The following is a 21,303-nucleotide window of genomic DNA, read 5'->3' as shown; positions in this document are numbered from 1 at the left end:
CTCTCTATAAGAAACAAATATTCATAGAGAGGGAAAATATACAAATCAATATTCTCGAAAAATGACAAAAGTAAAGACAGTCGTCTTCACACCATTCTCTTCTGTTGCCACCCTTTGGGTAGTAGATGCCAAACACTTAACCCCATGCGACTTCAGCATTTTCACCATATTATAGGTAAAAGTCATCTCCCCCATAATATGCACCACTTTCTCCTCAGCCTCCTCTAGCAAGAGTAACACCCGCTGCAAATAATCCTCCACAAGCGCACCTACTCTTTGGTGACCCCACGAAGGGTCCATTGCAGGGAAAGCCAAATCTTTCACCTCTCCATACTCTCTCGCTGCATCCAGTTGTCCCTTCTGCCAATTTACAGAGGGATGATTACTTAAATTTATAAACATACTACTCTAAATCAATATTAAATATTTCACAGGTCTTTTGGAATTTATCTTTCAATTGTTGGATTAACTTTTCACCTGTATTTGGATTATTATTCATCCCAACATGTGCAAAATCATTTCTAAGAGGGGATAAACTTTTAAATACTTTCTTACGCAAAAGACTGAAATAAGGAAGTTCAAAAACACTCTCTCCTAGTGTACTTAAAGAATTAATACTTTTAAAATCACTCTCATCTAATTTTGAACATTTTTCAAAGGCTCGAGGGCTAAGTGCAGCCTCTAAACTATAACTTTCAAGTTTATTTACATTCAATGCTCCTGAAACAGAATTCCGAACATCCTTATCCGTAAAATACTTTGATAAAACACCAAGCTCTTCCATTACTTTAGTAATAATAAACTCTTCAAGTAAAGTATACCCTTGTTGATACAGACCTGTGTCAATACAATATCGAACAGCAACAAAACCATTCAAAACAGAATCTTCTTTATAGCCTGCAACAGTCGACTTCATCCTATCCGCTAGATGAGACAAAGGTTTAGGACCATCAACTGAATCCAAAGAATCCAAAGAACATCTAAGATTATCTACTTGTGTATTTTTTATTAGATCACCCCCTCTTACTGTTTGAAGTAATGTAGTATATTCATGCAGATTATTTCCTAGCTCACTATCTTTTGGAAGTAGACTTTCAATTCCTTTAGTTTGTCCATACTGCACAAAGTCACTTGCTGCTGAGGTCCACTCTTGCATTTCACTGAATGATGTCAATTCAATAATTGGTGCAGTAATAATTTTAGTAGCAGGGTTCTCAAAACCACCTTCGAAATTACCATAACTGATATGTCTAACTCGAACCCCTTTAAGGAACTTACTATAATTAGATAAAACTAACATTAACATCGGGAGGTATCTGAAACCATGAGTGATATCTAAATAAAGTTCATCATCATCCTGTAGAACTTCATACAATCGATTAAAGATCTCCCATAATTCAATCTCATTATTTCCATCAGGGATGGAAATTTCCTCTATTTTAAATTTCCAATTATGAGACTCTAAAACAGGTTTCAATCCTTTATATTCTATCTGATCTTTTAAAGGAGCATATTGATTCTCAATTCCTACTTCCCAATTACAATTTCTACTCCCTTTCACACCATCAGTTAAAAGAATATACCCTTTATCATTTTCATCCCAATTTTCAACACCTAATGCTTCAAGCGTTGCCTCTTGAATAAAACGAATTGGAGCTGAAATATAGTCCTTTAATTGATAACAACATTTTTTATATCCACTTGATCCTAAAAAGGAAATAAATACTTTTCTAGCCATTTTTATTATTATTTTGATTTTTTATCTTTCAAATCATTACCAAAATTCTCACTACTAACAATACGATAAGCTACTGGCCCAATAATATTTGTACGAATTGATTCTATTATCTGTCTTCGAGTCTCTTTCAATTCTTTATCAATCATATCAGCATCAAGCTCATATCCTTTTTTTTCATCTGCATGTACCATCATATTACGATACCCTCTAAAATCATCTATCTTCTCTCTAAACTCATTATCTATCGAGGGTAAAGAATCGTAATAGAAATACTCTTTTCCACACAAATGCTTTGATATTATATTGAAACAAAATGATTTTGGATATCCTTTATTATTATGTGATTTATAAATGCTCCACACATATGAAATCAATGCCTCCCAACAACTAGTAATAGAAGCAAGATACTGCCCCTGCTTCCATTGTAAATCAGACAATTTTGCTAATATTAGATATTCTTTACCTTCTCCTCTTTTTGAGATATTATCAGGAAAATCAAGTACTGCAGGAGAAACTAACCTTTTATGAATAGAATCGCTTACATTAAGCCATAAATTTTTAAATTCAGTTACAGACTTACGTAAATGTGTAACTGAATTTATGGCAATGTAAGATTGCATACGTTCAGCTTCTTGCTTTAAATCATTTCGACCTAATAAAGAAGCAAACTTGTCTGCCGTTTGATGATCTTTAAATTCTGATGCAGCCTTAATCCAATCCATCAATTCAATAGTTGGTCCCATATCAACCAAAGGGACAATACCTGTTGAAGGATCCTTTGCCAGAAACATGCCATAAAAGACACCACCAATTTCAATATTCAATGGAGAAACTTCTTTTAGATATTGAATTACATTCATTGCAAAAAGAGGTATTGAACGAAATGAGTAAGTTATATCAATAAAGATCTTATCACCATCTCTTAAGTCTATCAATGCATTGATAATAATCTTTAGATTCTCTTCTAGCTCATGCTTATTCTTCCCATAATGAATAATTTCTGGCTTAATTTTATGGTCTCTCATTCTAATAGCTAGAGAAGACTTCTGACGAATAAAATCCTCTTTTGAAAGATCAATATTCTTAAACTCTTCTTTCAAAAGATAATCCCAACTAGAGTCAGCGGTTCCAAAGACATAACAAAATTCAAAAGGATAGTACTCCCTTAAAGCATCCATTGGAGTGAAAGTTGGAGTACTACACTCCTTCCCCTCCAATTGATAAATTGTTTTACTATAATTAGTTTTACCCAAAAAGGAGATCAATATATTTCTTCCCATCTATTTTATTTTTTTCACCCAATCTGATTTGCCATTAAAATCCGATTGTGCAATTACCCCTTTAATACCTAAAAGGTTTGTACGCATTTTTAAATTCTCTTTCGATTCGACTGAAAACTGATCCAAATCAGAGAGAACCAAAAGATATGAATTAACTCTTAACCCAACATTCTTAGTCACTCCTGCGAGCTTGTACAAACAATCATCCAAATGACGTTTTAATGGGGAACCTGTTGGTTTATGTTTCCAGATGCGTGCCTTACACTCCATGGCATACAGGGCATTCTCGTAGACAAACATCACATCATATTCATTGTCATTCTTTACTTGATCTTTATCACGAAGCACTTCTACATTCATCCACACATCACTCCCTTTAAAATGTTGCTGAATCACATGAAAACAATACTCTTCAAACCACCCACCAGAGAAGTAAGTACGATCCTCTCTATCAGGAAGCTCTTGTGCATGAAATATCTGAAACACCCTACTCTGGTCAAAGCCTACTTTATTTAAATCCTTAAGAAGTTGCATCGAAACAGAAGCATCTCGTTTAAGTTTATTCTCACCTGAGAAATATCTTCCATAAGCCAACAAATAAGCCTTCAGAGACAATCTACATCGAATGTCTCTCTCTTCCACCTGATCGTAAGGAAATACTCTTCGGTAACGATTCTTTCCGATAGGCACATAGAAAATCTCACTAGACATCTTCGAAAAGAACTCAAAGACAGCCACCGACATCAACTTTGTCCCCCCAGTAATATTAACCAGATAATGATTTTCATTGGAAAAATTTTCGGACAACAACTCCGAGGTGCGCTGTAATAGATCTGGCTCCACCACGATACGACCGACACTCCCTTTATCAAGTCCACAAGCCATCTCCACATGATCTCCTACACACTTCTCTTCCATCTGCGAAGTAGTAATAAAAGCCAATTCATCATATTGACCTCGAAGCTCACGAATCATCAACACATTAGGAATGGTCTGTTCACTGATTATAGATATTAATACAGTTTTCATAAATCTAACTATTCACCCAAGACAATACTAGACTAGCATTGCCAACAATTTCAATCAACCATTTAAAATCCCCTTTTTTATTATTCTTCCATTGCTTAGGAGTCTTCTTTAAAGAGTAACCTACTAGATTCTTTAAAACTTCTAAATCAGAATCTGAAAAGCAACTGTTTGTTAAAACTAAAGAGTTCTTATAATTTCTGATTGAGTTCTTATTCTCTTTAATACCTTTATCTAATAATACGCTGGAAGCTAATCCTGACTTTATTAATTCTAAGGCAGCGCTTTCTTTCTTACTTTTATTCTCTTCTTGTCTTTTCTTATCTTCTTGCGCTTGCTCTCGTTTTTTCTTTTCCTCTTGCTGACGTAACGATTCAAGATAAGCATCTTTCTCGTACTGTTCAGCTTCACGTTGTTTACGTTCTTTTGCTTGTTTTTCCTCTAGAGCATGCAATTTCTCTTCATTCTTTCTTTTTACCTCCTCCTCGACTTGACGTGCTTTCTCACGCTTAATTTCAAATAGGATTGCTTCATGTGCTCTCTTCTCTTTTTCTTCAATAGCATTTTGTTTATCAAGATATTGGTCATATTGAGGCTTTCTGTTTAACATCACCATCTCTAATGAACTTTGATCAGAATAAGAAGGAACCACGAAGTCAGATCCAAAAACTGTTGTAAATCTTTCAAGATATTTTCCAGGAGTTTGATTTTTACCTAATTTTGATCCTTTAGCTTTAGAAAAATCTTTCAATTCCATATAACTGAGTTGATCATCTCGATCGACAACAGGAAGAGACATCGCAATCAACTCTCTGATAGAAGATTCTTTACACCACTGATTTTTTCCACTAAAGAGGACAACATTCAACTCCTCTTCAAATTTTTGCATCCAATAGGAAACTTCAGAACGACTAAATCCATTCATGCCAGTAATCTCTAATTTCACATTACCATACCCTAATGACTTGGCTTTCCCGATATGGTGTAATGCATCTGGATGTCCATGAAGCAAAAGAGAAGAGATTAAAGCTCCTAGTTCTACTGGACGAAGGTTGTGTACTCGTATCTTTCCTTTAAAAACGACTCCTTCTTTCAGAGGGATAAAATGAGTTTTAACTTTTTCATTACCATTCCCTTTTGATCCTAATTTTACGCTATCTTTTACAGGATAACGTTTCCACCCAGCAAGTCTTGCTGACGGGCTCATAAGAGTCTCATATGAATCTTTTGCAATTGTACCATCACCATTAGAATGATGATTCTGATCAATATAAGTTGGATAATAACTTGCATTTGGACCTCCTAAAATAACACTTACCTTTGAACCTGTTGTTACATGGCTAGTTGTGTTTAATTTTCCAAACTGCACTCGTCCCTTTAATGCATCTTCATCCGTCGTAAATCCAAAGACACACGATGCTAAATCTTTTATTTTTCTTTTGTGATTTTCTTCTCTGGCATCTTTTACAGAATAATTATAAGGCAATTTATACAAAAAAGACAAGCCAAAATCTTTCACTATATTACCTTTATTACGAAAGAAAACAGGAACTTTTCCTCCCTCCTTTAGTTTCTCTTTCCAATACTTCCAATCAATGGATATTTGATCTGGGAGATGATCATTATAACTCTTTCTAAACACATCCCATTTTTCATAGGGAACTTCTATTTCATGGCTAGTTGAAGAAGGAAATATAAACTCATAAAATTTACCTACGGTTCTTTTTTTTCCTTTTCCCTTAGAAATCTCACCTCGGGCATCAATTTGACCTGTAAATACCAAAGTTCCCTCTTGATTTGAATTCGAATAAAAACGAGCCATAAGCTTATCTTCAATCTTAGACTTAATATGCTCTTCTTTATACCTATAAGTAAGATTTTTGCCAGTAAACATCTGATATTTAAACTTGGCATGCTTTGCCTCTTCTCGGATTGTTTTAGCTGGAAATCCTTTCTGTGTGGTTTGTGCTCCATTAAATTTGAACGAATCAACAAAGTTTACACTCCAAAAAGCATCAATATCCGCATGAGAAATTCTCAATGGACGGCCACAGTCCTCTATTTTATAATCCACACCATCCTGATACAACCACCCACAACGAATCTTAGATGCATCTTCTGTCAATGTATATACATCCGTATTATTTAAATCACGAAGAGCTAACTTACTATCTTGAATTAGATCCATTTTCGAGAAACTAAGAATCTCGAAGACGCTTCGTATAGCACCTTTCATAGACGTACCAGGAATAAAATACTGCCTCTCACCTCCATGCATATAGTGACAAAACTGCTCTGTACCATTCTTATTGCCATCACTGACAATAATATCCGATTCAGCAGTAAGTTTTATATCGATTACACCACTCTCTCCATCAGAAAATGGTACATCATGACTTATTTGATCTGCCCAATCTGGAAAATAAATATTCTTACTTAATGGCACAAAATTATATGGGGCTTTCATTTCTATTTCAGACATATCCTTCGTTTTTACTTTTTAACAAAACCATTAAAAACTCTCATAAATGGTTTAAACACCATCATCGTTTCATTTGATTCATCACAATACAATTCTGCAACGGGCTCCTCCTCTAACTTCCACACCTCATAGAAACTTAGATATCTATTATCCATTCGATGTGACTCATAACTTTTTTCATAACCAAAGAAAGCTTTCTTTAGGTCTTCTGACATGGACATATTCTCCTTTAAAGCTTCTAATGGAGTAACTACAATCGTTGCACCATCACCACGATCTTTCACCGTAACACTTTGCAACTTTTGATCAGAATCTTGACATAAAAGATATGCCTCAACAATATATGGGTTATCTACACAAGGTGCATTAAAAGCAACACCCTGCTTCAACACTACTGGCTCCGTCTTATCAGACGACCAATAATAGCCTTCTTGAACATGTTCTAAAAGAGATTGCAATTCAGGAGCATTAATATCCTTAAACACAGTAAAAAGAGTCTTTTCCATCTCTACGATTTGATTACAATTCATGATAAAGGTTAAAATTTAAGTGGTTGATCATTTCTTGTTACAGTCCCTTCAAAACAGCCGTGTCCTCTATTGACACCGCCCCCTAATGGTAACATCCCTGTTGTAATATCCTTTAGAGTTTTTTCAAAAGCAAGGATAATATCAGCATCAATACTTTCAGGTCGATCTAAATAAATTGTCATTCCCATCTCCTTTTGAGGAATAGCTATCTCTTCATTAAATAGGTGTCCATCCATTGCACCACCTGTAAAGCGATCGATAGTCACATGATTTAACACCCTTACACTCCTCTTAGGAATCATCATATCTTCAAAAATAACCCTACCACGAGCAGCACTTAGTTCATCGTTTGCTAAGTTGTTACACTCTTCAGAAGTAAAACCAAAAAGTGTTCTTACTGCCAAATTATTGGCTCCAACAAGGTTCGAGATGTCATCTACTTGATCCGAAAATAAACCTTTATCCTTATTGTAGTGATATGCTACCCGATGAGATATTGCCCCTTTTACAGAAGAACCTGGGATCAACCAATAAACTTCTTTTTTATCCTTAGATCCACTGAGAGTGACTTTATCATTCTGATACGATATTTTCTGTTCTTCAACAGAAATCACATCTACACTTCCAGCTAAAGAACTACCAAATAGCATACCCTCTTCAGGTATAATATTCAACTCATAACGAGACCAATTCGTTATATCTTTCTTATTTAAAGTACAGTCATGTTTTATCGCCCCTTTAAAATCACTATTCAAACTATTTGGTTTACTTATATAATCTAGCAGGTCTATGCTATTCTCTAAATTATACGCTCTCTCTTGAAAAGATAAAACCTTTAATTTTCCTATTCCATTGCGGGTACCTCCACCGATACGAAATCTAGGAGATTTGATAAAGGTTAACAATGCTTGCCACTCTTTTTGTGATAACTCTGTTCCTTCGAGCTCTACCTCGAAACAGAAACGAGTCCCTTTATACAAAACTTCATTATCAAACTTTCCATGCTTCTTAGTTGCTCCGGTATGCATAATACGAGCATGATGGCGAACTGGCAGGTCTTCAAAAATGCGATAAAGATCCTTCTGTTCATCTTCATGTCTCTCTATGACTTTATGATAATCTCCAACTATGTGTGCAGAACTAATCTTTAAGCACGAGCCAGTACCTTTAGTTCCTCCTGAACCACAAATTTTATCTACATCAAAGTCATCACTTATAGATAAACCATGACGAATTACCCCCATTAACGAAGTCCCTGGAATCATTGGTAACCCTAAAGAATCACGAACTATTAACTGATCAATGTTCGCATTGGACTCTCCAGAGCCAATATGCAAAGCGGTAGCCGCCTCTACATAGAAGCGAGCAATATATCTGTATTTATTTTTTACTTCTCCCATGTCTTATTATCCTTTCTGCATTAATGCTGCTATTTTCTCTACACATTTCACCACAGCTTCTGAATTAAACGTCTTTTCTTGAGGCAAATACTCATCAAACGAATTTTCTATAGCTTTCTTCAGTGTCACAGCTCTTCGACGTTGTTCCCAAAGATCTTGTGTCACTACTCCATGAACCAAATATCCAACTTCTGAACTCTTTTTACCATTCTCTTTAAAGAGCATGTTCCACAATTCTGACTTATCGTTGGTACTCAATGCATAACTTCGGATACTTCCCCATTGACTAGATGAAACTTCTTTATAGATACCATGATGTTGGCGTTTAAACTTCATTGCAACTTGTTGAATAATAACAGCAGCATCTCTACGTCTCTTTCTCCTGTCTAGATAAGACTTTAACATGGTGTTTTTCTTTGCTTCCTGATTTACAAAATGAAGAGGTAAACAACTATTTTTTTTATCTTCGTCATCAAGAACAAAATCTAGATCTCTTAGCCCCATATCATTTTGACAGCTATCCAAGAAAAATGGGTTCACTAAATACTCACCTAAGCCTTCAGAGGTAAAACACCCCACACGATGAGGATGGTCTGTCCACGAACCATTTGTTTTAACTACTAAAACTGAACCTTTTTCAATAACCATGCGACTAAGATCACGTGTTGCACGTTTACCATTCCAAAGTGTATAAACTCGTGTTCGTATTTGGCTTTTATCCCACAATATTTCACTTCCTTCAGGCAGGTTAAAAATCTCTAACGTAGGCTTGTATATTGGATTACTTAAACGGTCAACTAAAGCCCAATCTGACGCTGCATAAATAGAAACCACACCTGTAACATCCTCATGCTTTTTAGCCTCGGTAATAGAACCAATTTCAGAGATATACACCCATCCATACTGAGCTGTACGACTACGACCTAACTGCTGATCCCCTTTCAAAGCATCTATCATTAACTCTAAATACTCTCTATTTTCAGAAGTAATAGTGAACTGCCAACGTGTTCCAGCCTCCAATGCCTCATAACCATACATCTGACTATCTTTAGATTTTCTCTTATCTGCATCATATGCTGATTTTAAAGAAAACTGTTTGTTTATGCTAACCTGTTTACCCTTACCAGCATGGCAAATAAAGTACCCTTCTCTAGACTGCTTCAATTGAGTTCCATCGCCGATCATTTTATTCAAATATTTAGAAGGAACTTTATGATGGACATAAACTTCATCATCGGTAAAAGATTTTCCTTTCTTATAAAACCATGAAGCTGGCACTTTATAGGCTCTGTGTTCTTTTACTTCTATGTGAGCATCACCAAAAGTGACTACTCCACGGTGAAATATATCTCTTTTTTGCTCTTCAGAAAGCTGTTCATCACAATATAATTTACGGGCAGCCATACCCAAGAAATTTGATCCTGGAACATAAGACAAAGATGGTTGAACCCCTTCTGTTGCAGATTGTGAATTAAGCACTACATCGCTAAGAAATGTGCATCTAAATGATATCTTAAACATCTTGCTCCTCCTTTTCCAACTTAATTTCACAACGTCCACAACCTCGGTTGCGACCTATTCCCAAACGTTTAATCATACTGAAACTATCCTGAATAAACATTTCTGAAGATTTAAAATCACCCATTACAACTCCTGATAATATCAATGGTATAGTAACTTCAGCACTTCTCAACGAATGCTTTTTTGCAATACCGTCTTCTCCAATCGCTGTAGATGCAACAATACTATACAATTCATCTTGATACTGTTTTTCTAGCAACATCTCTTGTAAATCTTTTTCCAATGTCGCATCAGAAAAAAACAATGTTCCTTTTGAACAATTACCCCCAATATCTTCTCCTTTTTCACTTCTAGAACCATAAAGAGACATAAGGGTATCTTCTGTTGTATTATAACTATCTAAATCACACAATAATTGGGACATTTCTCGAACCAATCCCTTAATTGTTTTTCCAGGTATATATGGCAACCTATTATGATCTTTTAGGACTACCATATCTAATTCAGCTCCACCAGACAAACCAGAGCCAATGTGCCAATCACTAAACATAGTGACAGTATATCTATATTTTACTATTCCCATTACCACTATTTTAAAAGTGAATAAATACTTATTAAATCATAAACAGGTGAAACCCAAATATCCCCTCTTCTTTGAATCAGAGCATTTCCTTTTCCTTTATTTAACTTCAAGTCAAGATCACCCACCAACGTCGCGCGACGGTATTTATTTGCATTATCTTTAGATCGTTCTTTCAAAACCTCCACCATTCGTTCTCTTAACTCTTCAGCTTGTTCTACAGAGTGATAACATTCAGACAACCATCGCCTTAATGCAGAAGGTCGAACACAAACCTGTTTTGCATCTTTAGCCTTTTCCAAATCTTTTAAAGAACGATGCAAATAAGAAAGACTCGGTATAAGTTTATCTTGCTTCATCGTATCATCCACAGGATCCAACAAATATGGTCCATAAGCAAAACTTAATGACGACTCTTCCAATGCATTATCAACATCGTCTAAATTTCTTAATGTCATGACAGTAAGTGCTCTATTCTTCACTTCTTTATAGCTATCATAGAACGAGGACTCTACTTTATAGAAAGCCAAACTTGTTGGAACATTAACGTCTTTATTGACCATCATTTCTTTAGACTTCTTCTTCGACTCTCCACACAAATCCTCAGCCAAATGCACCCCATAATATATTGGATATTTCATCTTGATAAATGCAATTCCAGCACAAGCAGTAAGATAATCGTACTTTAGACCTTTAATACGGTCTTTTCTTGAATCAAAAGCAGCTCTTGTTGTTGCCTTAAAATGTTCTAAAAACAGAGTAGTAAAATCTAATGCATAACGAGCGTCACAAACCATTGTCAAGTCATCTCCACCTAAAATAATCGGACGCATTGGCATCATTTGATTTTTGTCACATAGGTCCTTCCAAGCCTCGGTTGTCCATGCACATTCAAAATCACGACCATGAAACATGTCATTCAAAGCCAAATTAGCAGCACTTAACGTCGCTTCATTCAAAGCCAAAGAAAAAGACTTGAATGACATCATTAGGTCATCACCACTCAAATTTGATTCTCTAGCTTTATTTGCCAAGCCTTGTAACAAACGACCTAAACTATTCCCATCCGCATGGATCACAGCCAAATAGCCCAAATCATCATCATTAGTATTATTCGCCTTAAGTTCACTAAAGTTATATGGAAACGAAACATCACTCAATTCACTCGAAAGAAGATCATCCTTTGATCTTAAATTTTTCATTAAAATCTTGGATCTTAACTGATTTCCTTTAAATGCTCTTAATTTCTTCTGAGTTGCAATATCACTATGTTCTAGGTCTTTGGCCTTTACCTCGAAATCACTCAAATCATAAGCATGAGATAAATCTCCAGTTCGACGTGAACGTTCAACTCCCATCACACCATCGAAGAAAGCCGTAGGTTTATTTCTTTCAGCTTTCAACTTCTGTTCTAATAGATTTATATGATCAACAGTAATATCACCATCAACTTTGACTACCGCTTGACTAATGGTAATCCCTGGAGCTTTCTCCATTACAATGCGAGGGAAATTACAAACCACCTTTTCACAAGCCTCCTTCGAATCAAAGAGGTATTTGATATTTCCTGCAGCTCCTAGTATCCAACTATTATTATTATCATAGTGTTTTTGGGCATCAAAACTTTTTTCCTCAAAGTTTCGACCAATCTTTTTTTCAACACCTTTATCAATCTCTTTTAATACTTCTGCATCGGCCAATGCTTTTGCAAAGGTAGAACTACAAATCTGGTCTACCAGTTCGCTAGCACCGACAATCTCCTTCAGTTTGTTTGTCTTAAAGATAAACGACTGAATACCTTGGACTGCGGCACCATATAAATACTTTGTCATTATTCTATATCTTTTTAGTTCGTTAAACTTCTTCTACTGTTCCCATTCCGATACTCACCCCTTTCCCGAGGCCAATATGGTTGGGAAGAAATATATTGGTCCGAAAGATCAGGTCGAAAGCCTGCATCGTCTGCCCTTTGTAAGGCACGACCTTATCTCTTTCTATCTCTAAAAATTCTACTTTCAGCTGCATAGGTGGATCATAATCGATACCATAACAAAAGGCAAGAATCTGACCACACAGTATTTGCTCCAGAAAAGCCACCTTCTCCTCGATATCCTCTATCTCTTGGAAATGCTGATAGTTTTCAGAGTTAAGTCCCATCCAATTAAGCAACTTATAGGTAAACATCTTCTTCCCCATTCGCACAGTCAATGTCTTAGAACGCATAAAGTCCACCTCTAACACTTCGCGACGATCTCCGACTCTAATACTCTTTCCAAAAGTCTTTGATAGGCCTACCATCGCACGATTAGCTTCACCAAGAATCATCAAGCCTGCACTACCACCGATTCGTTTATACTGTATTAAAGGATATCTATAATGAAATCCATCCCCTTTATGGTTATGAAAAAGATCTTCTTCCACACCCACCTCATGAAGTAGCGCACCTCTAAACTTTCCAATCTCTTCATATCGTATCGGCACCTTATATTTGATTGTCAGGATGTCTATCTTTTTACTTTGTGTCATATTCAATCTTTTTTATATCTAATAGTCGCCACTCATATTTATCTTTTTTTGAATGATATCGATAGATGGCTCGATACATCACATCTGATCCATTTCGAAGATTCTCTCTCTTTATCAAATCGGGATGGATATATAGATCATGGACAAAACCAAATACATTCGACCGATGTCTTTTTACCGTTCCACTACCCGCTTGATAAAAGGTCTTTGGCAATATGCCCGAATAAGAAGTCATCACCCACATTGCATTTCGTGAACCTTTTTCTTTGGAGTAATATGCCACCATATCATATCTCTTAACATTGGAATCTACCGCATTCTCTTGAACACGAAGAGTATTCTCTGAGTCAATGGCAATCCAATAACAACGATTCTTTTTATCCACCGTCTCTACAATACCATACTTTGGTGTCATTCCCTCTACCATCCACGCAATAGAAGGCTTGGATAGCATGGTTAATTGTGTATATGCCAATTTATTATCAATGCACCGTTCTTGCGCTTTAGATTCAAGAATAGCAGGGATCTTCCATCCTTTCTCTTTTCTCACCTTTATTAGTTGATTCGACAACCATACAACCAACTCGTCCTGCCCCTTCTGACTCAATAACTCCACCAGTCGTTGCCCAACGGAGATACGAAATTCCAATTTATCATGTTGAAGAAAACCCTTGGCTAAAAATGCGATCTTCAAATCCATATCGTGCTCACATAGGGCAATATGATCCCATAGCCAATAAGACTCTCCAGCCTCCATCATATAGGCACGAAAAAGATGCTGGGCCTTTTCCAAATCATTCTCCATTTCGTAGCAACACCCGATATAGTATTTGAAAAATTTATAACTATACCCTGCCTCCACAAATGTCTCCATCGTCTCAGTCATAAAGCGAATAATCTCTGGATCACGAGGCACTTGCATACTTCGCAGCACCTTCATCCCATATCCAAAAGATCGATCCACCAATGCTGGGATCTTTTTATCCTGATACTCGCTTTCTTTATAGGATTCCGCATGAATACCGGTGCAACACCACCACTGCAAAAGCGCAATCCACTGAAAAGACACTCCCTCTTTTACCCTCGAAAGAAGTACATTGATAAATGTCGCACTTTCACTCATTCGACGAGCAGGACACCATGTCAACATTGCTTCAATCACCTTATCTAAGTTCGATGCATTGGCAACCCCACTTCGATCAAAATTCTTTGCTACCAATGAGACTAATAATCTCATGACATTTTGCCAAAACATCTCTTCTGCAGGAGGCAATTCTAAAGCCCCGATGTGCTTCATATAAAAGATACGGTCGCTCCATGAACAGCTCTCCTGTTTGATCATATCATAATAGAGCCAAGCCATCTCTCTTTTACACCACAACGCTTCTTTTTGCGCTTCTGTAAGTTGTGCTATAATATCTAAGGCATTTTGCCACTTGTGCTCTTTGCGTAAAGTCTTTATCTCTCGATAGTCTACACTCATGATTTGATTGTTTTTAGGAGGTTCACCAACATGGTATCTGTATTACCTAATGTACTAGAAGGTACTATCTGGGTAAACTGATTCTTTCCATTAAAATAGAGTTTCAACGACCTCTCAATCCCTTTACTATCTTTACAGAGATAGAGGTTTATATAATATCCACTCTCTTTTAATTCGATCTCACCTATAGACTGTTCAAACGCAGACAGAAGAGTTTGAATCCATCTTATCATCTCTTGTTGCCATAAATCCAAGAGCACGATCTCGGATTCGATATCACACTCTTGGGACTCCCCCTTCTCCAAAGAGAGCAACTGTGTTAAAATAAGGTTGGCAAAGTCAACATCCGTATGTTTGACTATCACAGGCTTTCTAAAATGAAGCATTCCATTGTAGATAAAATCAAATGTGGCACACTTTCCATCTTCTTCAAATACGACTCTGTTGCAATACTGTTTATATTCTATTTCGAGATTGGGACACATCACAGATGCAGTGATCAAACGACGAAAAGCATCCTCCATATTATTAGAACAGGTAGAGAGGTCAAGAAATCCATTCTTCTTTATGCCAGCCCCCTTTATTCTTGTTATGGGTGCGATATTCAATCTAGACCTCTTGGTTACTGTCGGCAAATCAACCACCCCAACATATTTACGTGTACGAGTAAGTGCAGTATAGCACCATCTAGCACCCATACTGTTCAATAGTGAGATCCCTTCAAAATCCACAAACACATTTTTCCACTCTCCTCCTTGTGCTTTATGACAGGTGATAGCATACCCCATCTTCACCTTCAGAACTCTCTTTATATCTATTGCCTCAGGATGGTCTCTATTTTGTTCTAAAACAGAGGCAACATGTTTCATGACCTGCGGATCTAAACAGGGTTTATCAATCCTATAATAGTCTAACCATACCCACCCAATCAAATTCTTATTTTGTTCTGTTTCGACCTTCACTTTTTGAAAATGAAAAGGGCCTACAGGATGGCGACGATTCTGATCATCATTATAGAAACCACTTAATGAAATAGAAGAAGATAGAACATTCCGAACCAGAAGACTATCTCCATTATAGATAGCCACACCATCTAGAACCATATTCTGCATCTGCACCAATTTCAAACCAACAAAGAGATTCTTGTAGTCATATCCCATTGAGGTGACGATCTGTTGGTTATAGTCAAACACCTTACGATTGCTATATGCCAATACAACCACTTCGCTGAGATTCTGTTGATAATGTGTAAGATATTGTGAAACGACCTCATGAAAATCTATATTTTCAACCTCCCCCTCTTTGTCTTTCAACTCTAAAGAGATTGGAAATTCATTCAATATATTCTCTCTTAAAGGAACCACCTGCTCCAAAAGGTAGCTATTAGCATCTTGTCGATAAACTTTATTGAGTTCCAAGACCAAACACTCCATCCCATACTCTTCTTTAAAGAAAGCAGGATCTAAAGCGGAAGATCTGACTTCATCCACAGGAGGCAATTGGGCTGGATCTCCACTAAAGAGAAGCTTCTGTCCTCTACTAAAATCCACAAACGACAAAAGATCGAATAATAAATTTCCTGAACCAAAACGCAAAGAACCATCCTTTCGACTCCTATTAGATATCATCGAAGCTTCATCCACAACAAATAGAGCTCCCGCAGGATATTGATTCGGTTGCATCATGAAGATCTCTTGTGTCTGGCTTTTATAACTTGCCGCTTCGTCGTAGGTATATATGAGATGATGAATGGTAGAACACTCCTGCTGAACACTTTTAGATAAAACCATGGATGCCCTACCTGTTGGTGCTACATAATATATATTAGAATATTTGATAGCACAACATTTTAGAACTGTTGTCTTTCCTGTTCCTGCTGCTCCACGAATCATTCCAATGGTAGAACCGATACTACCTAAATCCACTAAGAATTTTTCTATCTTATAATCTAAATTCATCTCTATTTTGTTGTAAGGTGATAATATTGCACCGCAACAAATAGGTGCAACACTTCATAAAAGCATTCACAATTTATAAATAATAATAGCAATCAGCACCCATCTAAAGGGCTTTTTTTAACTATTATCATCAAATTTATATCCGAACTATGAAATCTATCTACACAACAGAAACATTTTAGGTTATTCAGCATAAAAAACTAGCAACTATCGCCATACAAAACAGTTGACCAACAAAACATACACCAAATAACAATCGAAAACACATATAGAAACAAGGATTAATTTTCCCACAGAAGACACAATATGAATATTGTTTTTATTTAACATACAACAAAAAAACATAGAAAATTAATTCACCACAGATCTGACAGATTCAACAGATCCACACAGATTTTTTCCATCAAGACGAATTCATCCCATCTGCCACAACCGTAGAGACAACAGCACTGCCTTGTCTAGGTGCGACAACAATATTCACAGATGTTATTTTGAAGAGGAGTATAACACAGAAGAAATATCTGCAAATAATCACAGATTATGGATTCACCACAGATCCACACATTTTTTTTAATACGAAATAACGCAATAAATTGATGCTTCAACACCTGGGAGTTAGGAAGCTCCTGCTCGCTTTTTCAACTAAATAGATACGGTGAATATTGCACGAAGTATCATGCAACCTTGAAGTACTTCTACATTTAGGTTGCTGAGCTTGTCGAAGCACAGTGACCACTTATCATGATCATATCAGAACCATGCAAATAACGTCATTGTAGCTGCAGACCCATGGGTTTTGCCCTTGTTGGGACAGTTTCATTACATGCAACAAAAAAGATGCAATCAAATACAACGAAATAAAATATGGTAATAACATAATTGAAACATCATGGCAAACACATGGGTTTGCAGCTACCATACAACCAATTGTCGCAACTATCTATCACCACTAATTGCAACGTCTATTAAATGACACATCCACCAATCAATGCTTCAACATCTGGGGGGGGTATATGGATTCATCACAGATCCAACAGATGGAACAGATCCACACAGATTTTTTCCATCAAGACCAATTACGAATTCATCCCATCTGCCACAACCGTAGAGACAACAGCACTGCCTTGTCTAGGTGCGACAACAATATTCACAGATGTTATTTTGAAGAGGAGTATAACACAGAAGAAATAGCTGCAAATAATCACAGATTATGGATTCACCACAGATCCACACATTTTTTTTAATACGAAACAACGCAATAAATTGATGCTTCAACACCTGGGAGTTAGGAAGCTCCTGCTTCCGTTCGCTTTTTCAACTAAATAGATACGGTGAATATTGCACGAAGTATCATGCAACCTTGAAGTACTTCTACATTTAGGTTACTGAGCTTGTCGAAGCACAGTGACCACTTATCATGATCATATCAGAACCATGCAAATAACGTCATTGTAGCTGCAAACCCATGGGTTTTGCCCTTGTTGGGACAGTTTCATTACATGCAACAAAAAAGATGCAATCAAATACAACGAAATAAAATATGGTAATAACATAATTGAAACATCATGGCAAACACATGGGTTTGCAGCTACCATACAACCAATTGTCGCAACTATCTATCACCACAAATTGCAACGTCTATTAAATGACACATCCACCAATCAATGCTTCAACATCTGGGGGGGGTATATGGATTCATCACAGATCCAACAGATGGAACAGATCCACACAGATTTTTTCCATCAAGACGAATTCATCCCATCTGCCACAACCGTAGAAACAACAGCACTGCCTTGTCTAAGTGCGACAACAATATTCACAGATGTTATTTTGAAGAGGAGTATAACACAGAAGAAATATCTGCAAATAATCACAGATTATGGATTCACCACAGATCCACACATTTTTTTTTAATACGAAATAACGCAATAAATTGATGCTTCAACAATTGATGCTTCAACACCTGGGAGTTAGGAAGCTCCTGCTTCCGTTCGCTTTTTCAACTAAATAGATACAGTGAATATTGCACGAAGTATCATGCAACCTTGAAGTACTTCTACATTTAGGTTGCTGAGCTTGTCGAAGCACAGTGACCACTTATCATGATCATATCAGAACCATGCAAATAACGTCATTGTAGCTGCAAACACATGGATTTTGCCCTTGTTGGGACAGTTTCATTACATGCAACAAAAAAGATGCAATCAAATACAACGAAATAAAATATGGTAATAACATAATTGAAACATCATGGCAAACACATGGGTTTGCAGCTACCATACAACCAATTGTCGCAACTATCTATCACCACTAATTGCAACGTCTATTAAATGACACATCCACCAATCAATGCTTCAACATCTGGGGGGGTATATGGATTCATCACAGATCCAACAGATGGAACAGATCCACACAGATTTTTTCCATCAAGACCAATTACGAATTCATCCCATCTGCCACAACCGTAGAGACAACAGCACTGCCTTGTCTAGGTGCGACAACAATATTCACAGATGTTATTTTGAAGAGGAGTATAACACAGAAGAAATAGCTGCAAATAATCACAGATTATGGATTCACCACAGATCCACACATTTTTTTTAATACGAAACAACGCAATAAATTGATGCTTCAACAATTGATGCTTCAACAATTGATGCTTCAACAATTGATGCTTCAACAATTGATGCTTCAACAATTGATGCTTCAACAATTGATGCTTCAACAATTGATGCTTCAACACCTGGGAGTTAGGAAGCTCCTGCTTCCGTTCGCTTTTTCAACTAAATAGATACGGTGAATATTGCACGAAGTATCATGCAACCTTGAAGTACTTCTACATTTAGGTTACTGAGCTTGTCGAAGCACAGTGACCACTTATCATGATCATATCAGAACCATGCAAATAACGTCATTGTAGCTGCAAACCCATGGATTTTGCCCTTGTTGGGACAGTTTCATTACATGCAACAAAAAAGATGCAATCAAATACAACGAAATAAAATATGGTAATAACATAATTGAAACATCATGGCAAACACATGGGTTTGCAGCTACCATACAACCAATTGTCGCAACTATCTATCACCACAAATTGCAACGTCTATTAAATGACACATCCACCAATCAATGCTTCAACATCTGGGGGGGGTATATGGATTCATCACAGATCCAACAGATGGAACAGATCCACACAGATTTTTTCCATCAAGACGAATTCATCCCATCTGCCACAACCGTAGAAACAACAGCACTGCCTTGTCTAAGTGCGACAACAATATTCACAGATGTTATTTTGAAGAGGAGTATAACACAGAAGAAATATCTGCAAATAATCACAGATTATGGATTCACCACAGATCCACACATTTTTTTTTAATACGAAATAACGCAATAAATTGATGCTTCAACAATTGATGCTTCAACACCTGGGAGTTAGGAAGCTCCTGCTTCCGTTCGCTTTTTCAACTAAATAGATACAGTGAATATTGCACGAAGTATCATGCAACCTTGAAGTACTTCTACATTTAGGTTGCTGAGCTTGTCGAAGCACAGTGACCACTTACACCATAATCCCACTCTCACTGGAACATACTCTCTGACAATCAGGGAAGATGGATAGCAGGTTCGATTCCGTCTTAATCCTACTCTCACTGGAACATACTCTCTGACAATCGGGGAAGATGGATAGCAGGTTCGATTCCGTCTTAATCCTACTCTCACTGGAACATACTCTCTGACCACCAAAATACTAACCCCAAAGATCAAGCAAGAGCTGTCTTAATCCTACTCTCACTGGAACATACTCTCTGACAGTTTTGAAGTTGAGGGGAAAAATTACATGAAGTTGTCTTAATCCTACTCTCACTGGAACATACTCTCTGACCATCTCTTCGAAACGCCTTAACTGGCGAGACTTGGGGTCTTAATCCTACTCTCACTGGAACATACTCTCTGACACTTGTCCTCTTTAAGGACGTAGACCTGTCGTACGTCTTAATCCTACTCTCACTGGAACATACTCTCTGACAACAGCAAAACAACAATCGGCGTTAGAGATCTTGTCTTAATCCTACTCTCACTGGAACATACTCTCTGACCTGGTATCAAATACTATAATACAAAAGGGTTCGTGTCTTAATCCTACTCTCACTGGAACATACTCTCTGACTGGTATTCAGTCATTCAGACAGAGTATCTGAGGATGGTCTTAATCCTACTCTCACTGGAACATACTCTCTGACAAATCCTATGCTCCAAGTGGAGTATGGGAAATGTCTTAATCCTACTCTCACTGGAACATACTCTCTGACTATTAGTCTACAATCATTGGACACACTAACTGTGTCTTAATCCTACTCTCACTGGAACATACTCTCTGACCGTAGAGATACGTTGGAGGCATGACCGTACGTAGTCTTAATCCTACTCTCACTGGAACATACTCTCTGACAGTGTATGTGATAAGCTTATCTATCTTCAGAATCGTCTTAATCCTACTCTCACTGGAACATACTCTCTGACGAAGGATTGAAATCGGCAGCAGCTGCCTTAAAAGTCTTAATCCTACTCTCACTGGAACATACTCTCTGACGATCCTGCAAAATCATTCTACAATGTAGAGTGTCTTAATCCTACTCTCACTGGAACATACTCTCTGACACTGACGGCAGAAGCAGTAGAGATCTCAGACGGGTCTTAATCCTACTCTCACTGGAACATACTCTCTGACGGGTATGGACGGTGCTCCAGAAAGCATCCACCTTCTGTCTTAATCCT

13 protein-coding genes and 1 CRISPR repeat array (1 of these 14 cut by a window edge) are annotated in these 21,303 nt (G+C 37.1%); all 13 genes read right to left on the bottom strand.

Annotated features, from left to right (window positions below; all coding sequences use genetic code 11):
* Positions 1-45: 45 nt before the first annotated feature.
* The 13 genes from K4L44_06600 to K4L44_06540 are packed head-to-tail and all read right to left on the bottom strand — an operon-like array spanning position 46 to position 16,524.
* On the bottom strand, positions 46-402 hold the full coding sequence (locus tag K4L44_06600; GenBank protein ID QZE15496.1) for a CRISPR-associated protein: 357 nt from the start codon (positions 400-402) through the stop codon (positions 46-48).
* A gap of 1 nt (position 403) precedes the next feature.
* Positions 404-1,738: a TIGR02221 family CRISPR-associated protein gene (locus tag K4L44_06595; protein QZE15495.1), complete on the bottom strand. Its 1,335-nt coding sequence runs from the start codon at positions 1,736-1,738 to the stop codon at positions 404-406.
* An 8-nt stretch (positions 1,739-1,746) separates the two neighbouring features.
* The gene (locus K4L44_06590) at positions 1,747-3,018 is read right to left on the bottom strand and encodes a TIGR02221 family CRISPR-associated protein (GenBank protein ID QZE15494.1); all 1,272 of its coding nucleotides are present in this window, start codon (positions 3,016-3,018) and stop codon (positions 1,747-1,749) included.
* Positions 3,019-4,047 carry a DUF1887 family protein gene (locus K4L44_06585; GenBank protein QZE15493.1) on the bottom strand — a complete coding sequence of 343 codons (1,029 nt, stop codon included), beginning with the start codon at positions 4,045-4,047 and terminating at the stop codon, positions 3,019-3,021.
* A 4-nt stretch (positions 4,048-4,051) separates the two neighbouring features.
* Positions 4,052-6,526, bottom strand: coding sequence for a TIGR03986 family CRISPR-associated RAMP protein (locus K4L44_06580; GenBank protein ID QZE15492.1), 2,475 nt, complete (start codon positions 6,524-6,526; stop codon positions 4,052-4,054).
* An 11-nt stretch (positions 6,527-6,537) separates the two neighbouring features.
* A complete protein-coding gene (locus K4L44_06575) occupies positions 6,538-7,056 on the bottom strand; it encodes a TIGR04423 family type III CRISPR-associated protein (protein QZE15491.1) in 519 nt (172 codons plus the stop codon).
* Between the two features lie 8 nt (positions 7,057-7,064).
* Positions 7,065-8,456, bottom strand: coding sequence for a hypothetical protein (locus K4L44_06570; protein QZE15490.1), 1,392 nt, complete (start codon positions 8,454-8,456; stop codon positions 7,065-7,067).
* A gap of 6 nt (positions 8,457-8,462) precedes the next feature.
* Positions 8,463-9,977 (bottom strand): hypothetical protein, encoded by a 1,515-nt coding sequence (locus tag K4L44_06565; GenBank protein ID QZE15489.1) that lies wholly within the window; start codon positions 9,975-9,977, stop codon positions 8,463-8,465.
* Complete coding sequence (locus K4L44_06560) at positions 9,970-10,560, bottom strand: hypothetical protein (GenBank protein QZE15488.1); 591 nt, start codon at positions 10,558-10,560, stop codon at positions 9,970-9,972. Before K4L44_06560 ends, K4L44_06565 begins: the two co-directional genes overlap by 8 nt.
* Before the next feature lie 5 nt (positions 10,561-10,565).
* Positions 10,566-12,389: a hypothetical protein gene (locus K4L44_06555; GenBank protein QZE15487.1), complete on the bottom strand. Its 1,824-nt coding sequence runs from the start codon at positions 12,387-12,389 to the stop codon at positions 10,566-10,568.
* A 22-nt stretch (positions 12,390-12,411) separates the two neighbouring features.
* Positions 12,412-13,083, bottom strand: coding sequence for a hypothetical protein (locus K4L44_06550; protein ID QZE15486.1), 672 nt, complete (start codon positions 13,081-13,083; stop codon positions 12,412-12,414).
* Positions 13,070-14,566, bottom strand: a complete 1,497-nt coding sequence (locus tag K4L44_06545; GenBank protein ID QZE15485.1) for a hypothetical protein — start codon at positions 14,564-14,566, stop codon at positions 13,070-13,072. Before K4L44_06545 ends, K4L44_06550 begins: the two co-directional genes overlap by 14 nt.
* On the bottom strand, positions 14,563-16,524 hold the full coding sequence (locus tag K4L44_06540; protein ID QZE15484.1) for an AAA family ATPase: 1,962 nt from the start codon (positions 16,522-16,524) through the stop codon (positions 14,563-14,565). The genes K4L44_06545 and K4L44_06540 overlap by 4 nt, the downstream gene beginning before the upstream one ends.
* Before the next feature lie 3,566 nt (positions 16,525-20,090).
* Positions 20,091-21,303: a CRISPR direct-repeat array (repeat unit 37 nt; unit sequence GTCTTAATCCTACTCTCACTGGAACATACTCTCTGAC) (it continues 379 nt past the right edge of the window).

This window comes from Prolixibacteraceae bacterium, from assembly GCA_019720755.1.
Lineage (GTDB): Bacteria > Bacteroidota > Bacteroidia > Bacteroidales > Prolixibacteraceae > Halosquirtibacter > Halosquirtibacter laminarini.
Note: the sequence above shows the minus strand (reverse complement) of the source record. Positions and strands in the feature narration are given on the sequence as shown.

Bases quoted from the DNA above. Each gene is read 5' to 3' on its own strand.
- K4L44_06560 (QZE15488.1), bottom strand. From the start codon at position 10,560: ATGGGAATAGTAAAATATAGATATACTGTCACTATGTTTAGTGATTGG.
- K4L44_06595 (QZE15495.1), bottom strand. From the start codon at position 1,738: ATGGCTAGAAAAGTATTTATTTCCTTTTTAGGATCAAGTGGATATAAA.
- K4L44_06575 (QZE15491.1), bottom strand. From the start codon at position 7,056: ATGAATTGTAATCAAATCGTAGAGATGGAAAAGACTCTTTTTACTGTG.
- K4L44_06565 (QZE15489.1), bottom strand. From the start codon at position 9,977: ATGTTTAAGATATCATTTAGATGCACATTTCTTAGCGATGTAGTGCTT.
- K4L44_06540 (QZE15484.1), bottom strand. From the start codon at position 16,524: ATGAATTTAGATTATAAGATAGAAAAATTCTTAGTGGATTTAGGTAGT.
- K4L44_06600 (QZE15496.1), bottom strand. From the start codon at position 402: ATGTTTATAAATTTAAGTAATCATCCCTCTGTAAATTGGCAGAAGGGA.
- K4L44_06580 (QZE15492.1), bottom strand. From the start codon at position 6,526: ATGTCTGAAATAGAAATGAAAGCCCCATATAATTTTGTGCCATTAAGT.
- K4L44_06570 (QZE15490.1), bottom strand. From the start codon at position 8,456: ATGGGAGAAGTAAAAAATAAATACAGATATATTGCTCGCTTCTATGTA.
- K4L44_06585 (QZE15493.1), bottom strand. From the start codon at position 4,047: ATGAAAACTGTATTAATATCTATAATCAGTGAACAGACCATTCCTAAT.
- K4L44_06545 (QZE15485.1), bottom strand. From the start codon at position 14,566: ATGAGTGTAGACTATCGAGAGATAAAGACTTTACGCAAAGAGCACAAG.
- K4L44_06550 (QZE15486.1), bottom strand. From the start codon at position 13,083: ATGACACAAAGTAAAAAGATAGACATCCTGACAATCAAATATAAGGTG.
- K4L44_06555 (QZE15487.1), bottom strand. From the start codon at position 12,389: ATGACAAAGTATTTATATGGTGCCGCAGTCCAAGGTATTCAGTCGTTT.
- K4L44_06590 (QZE15494.1), bottom strand. From the start codon at position 3,018: ATGGGAAGAAATATATTGATCTCCTTTTTGGGTAAAACTAATTATAGT.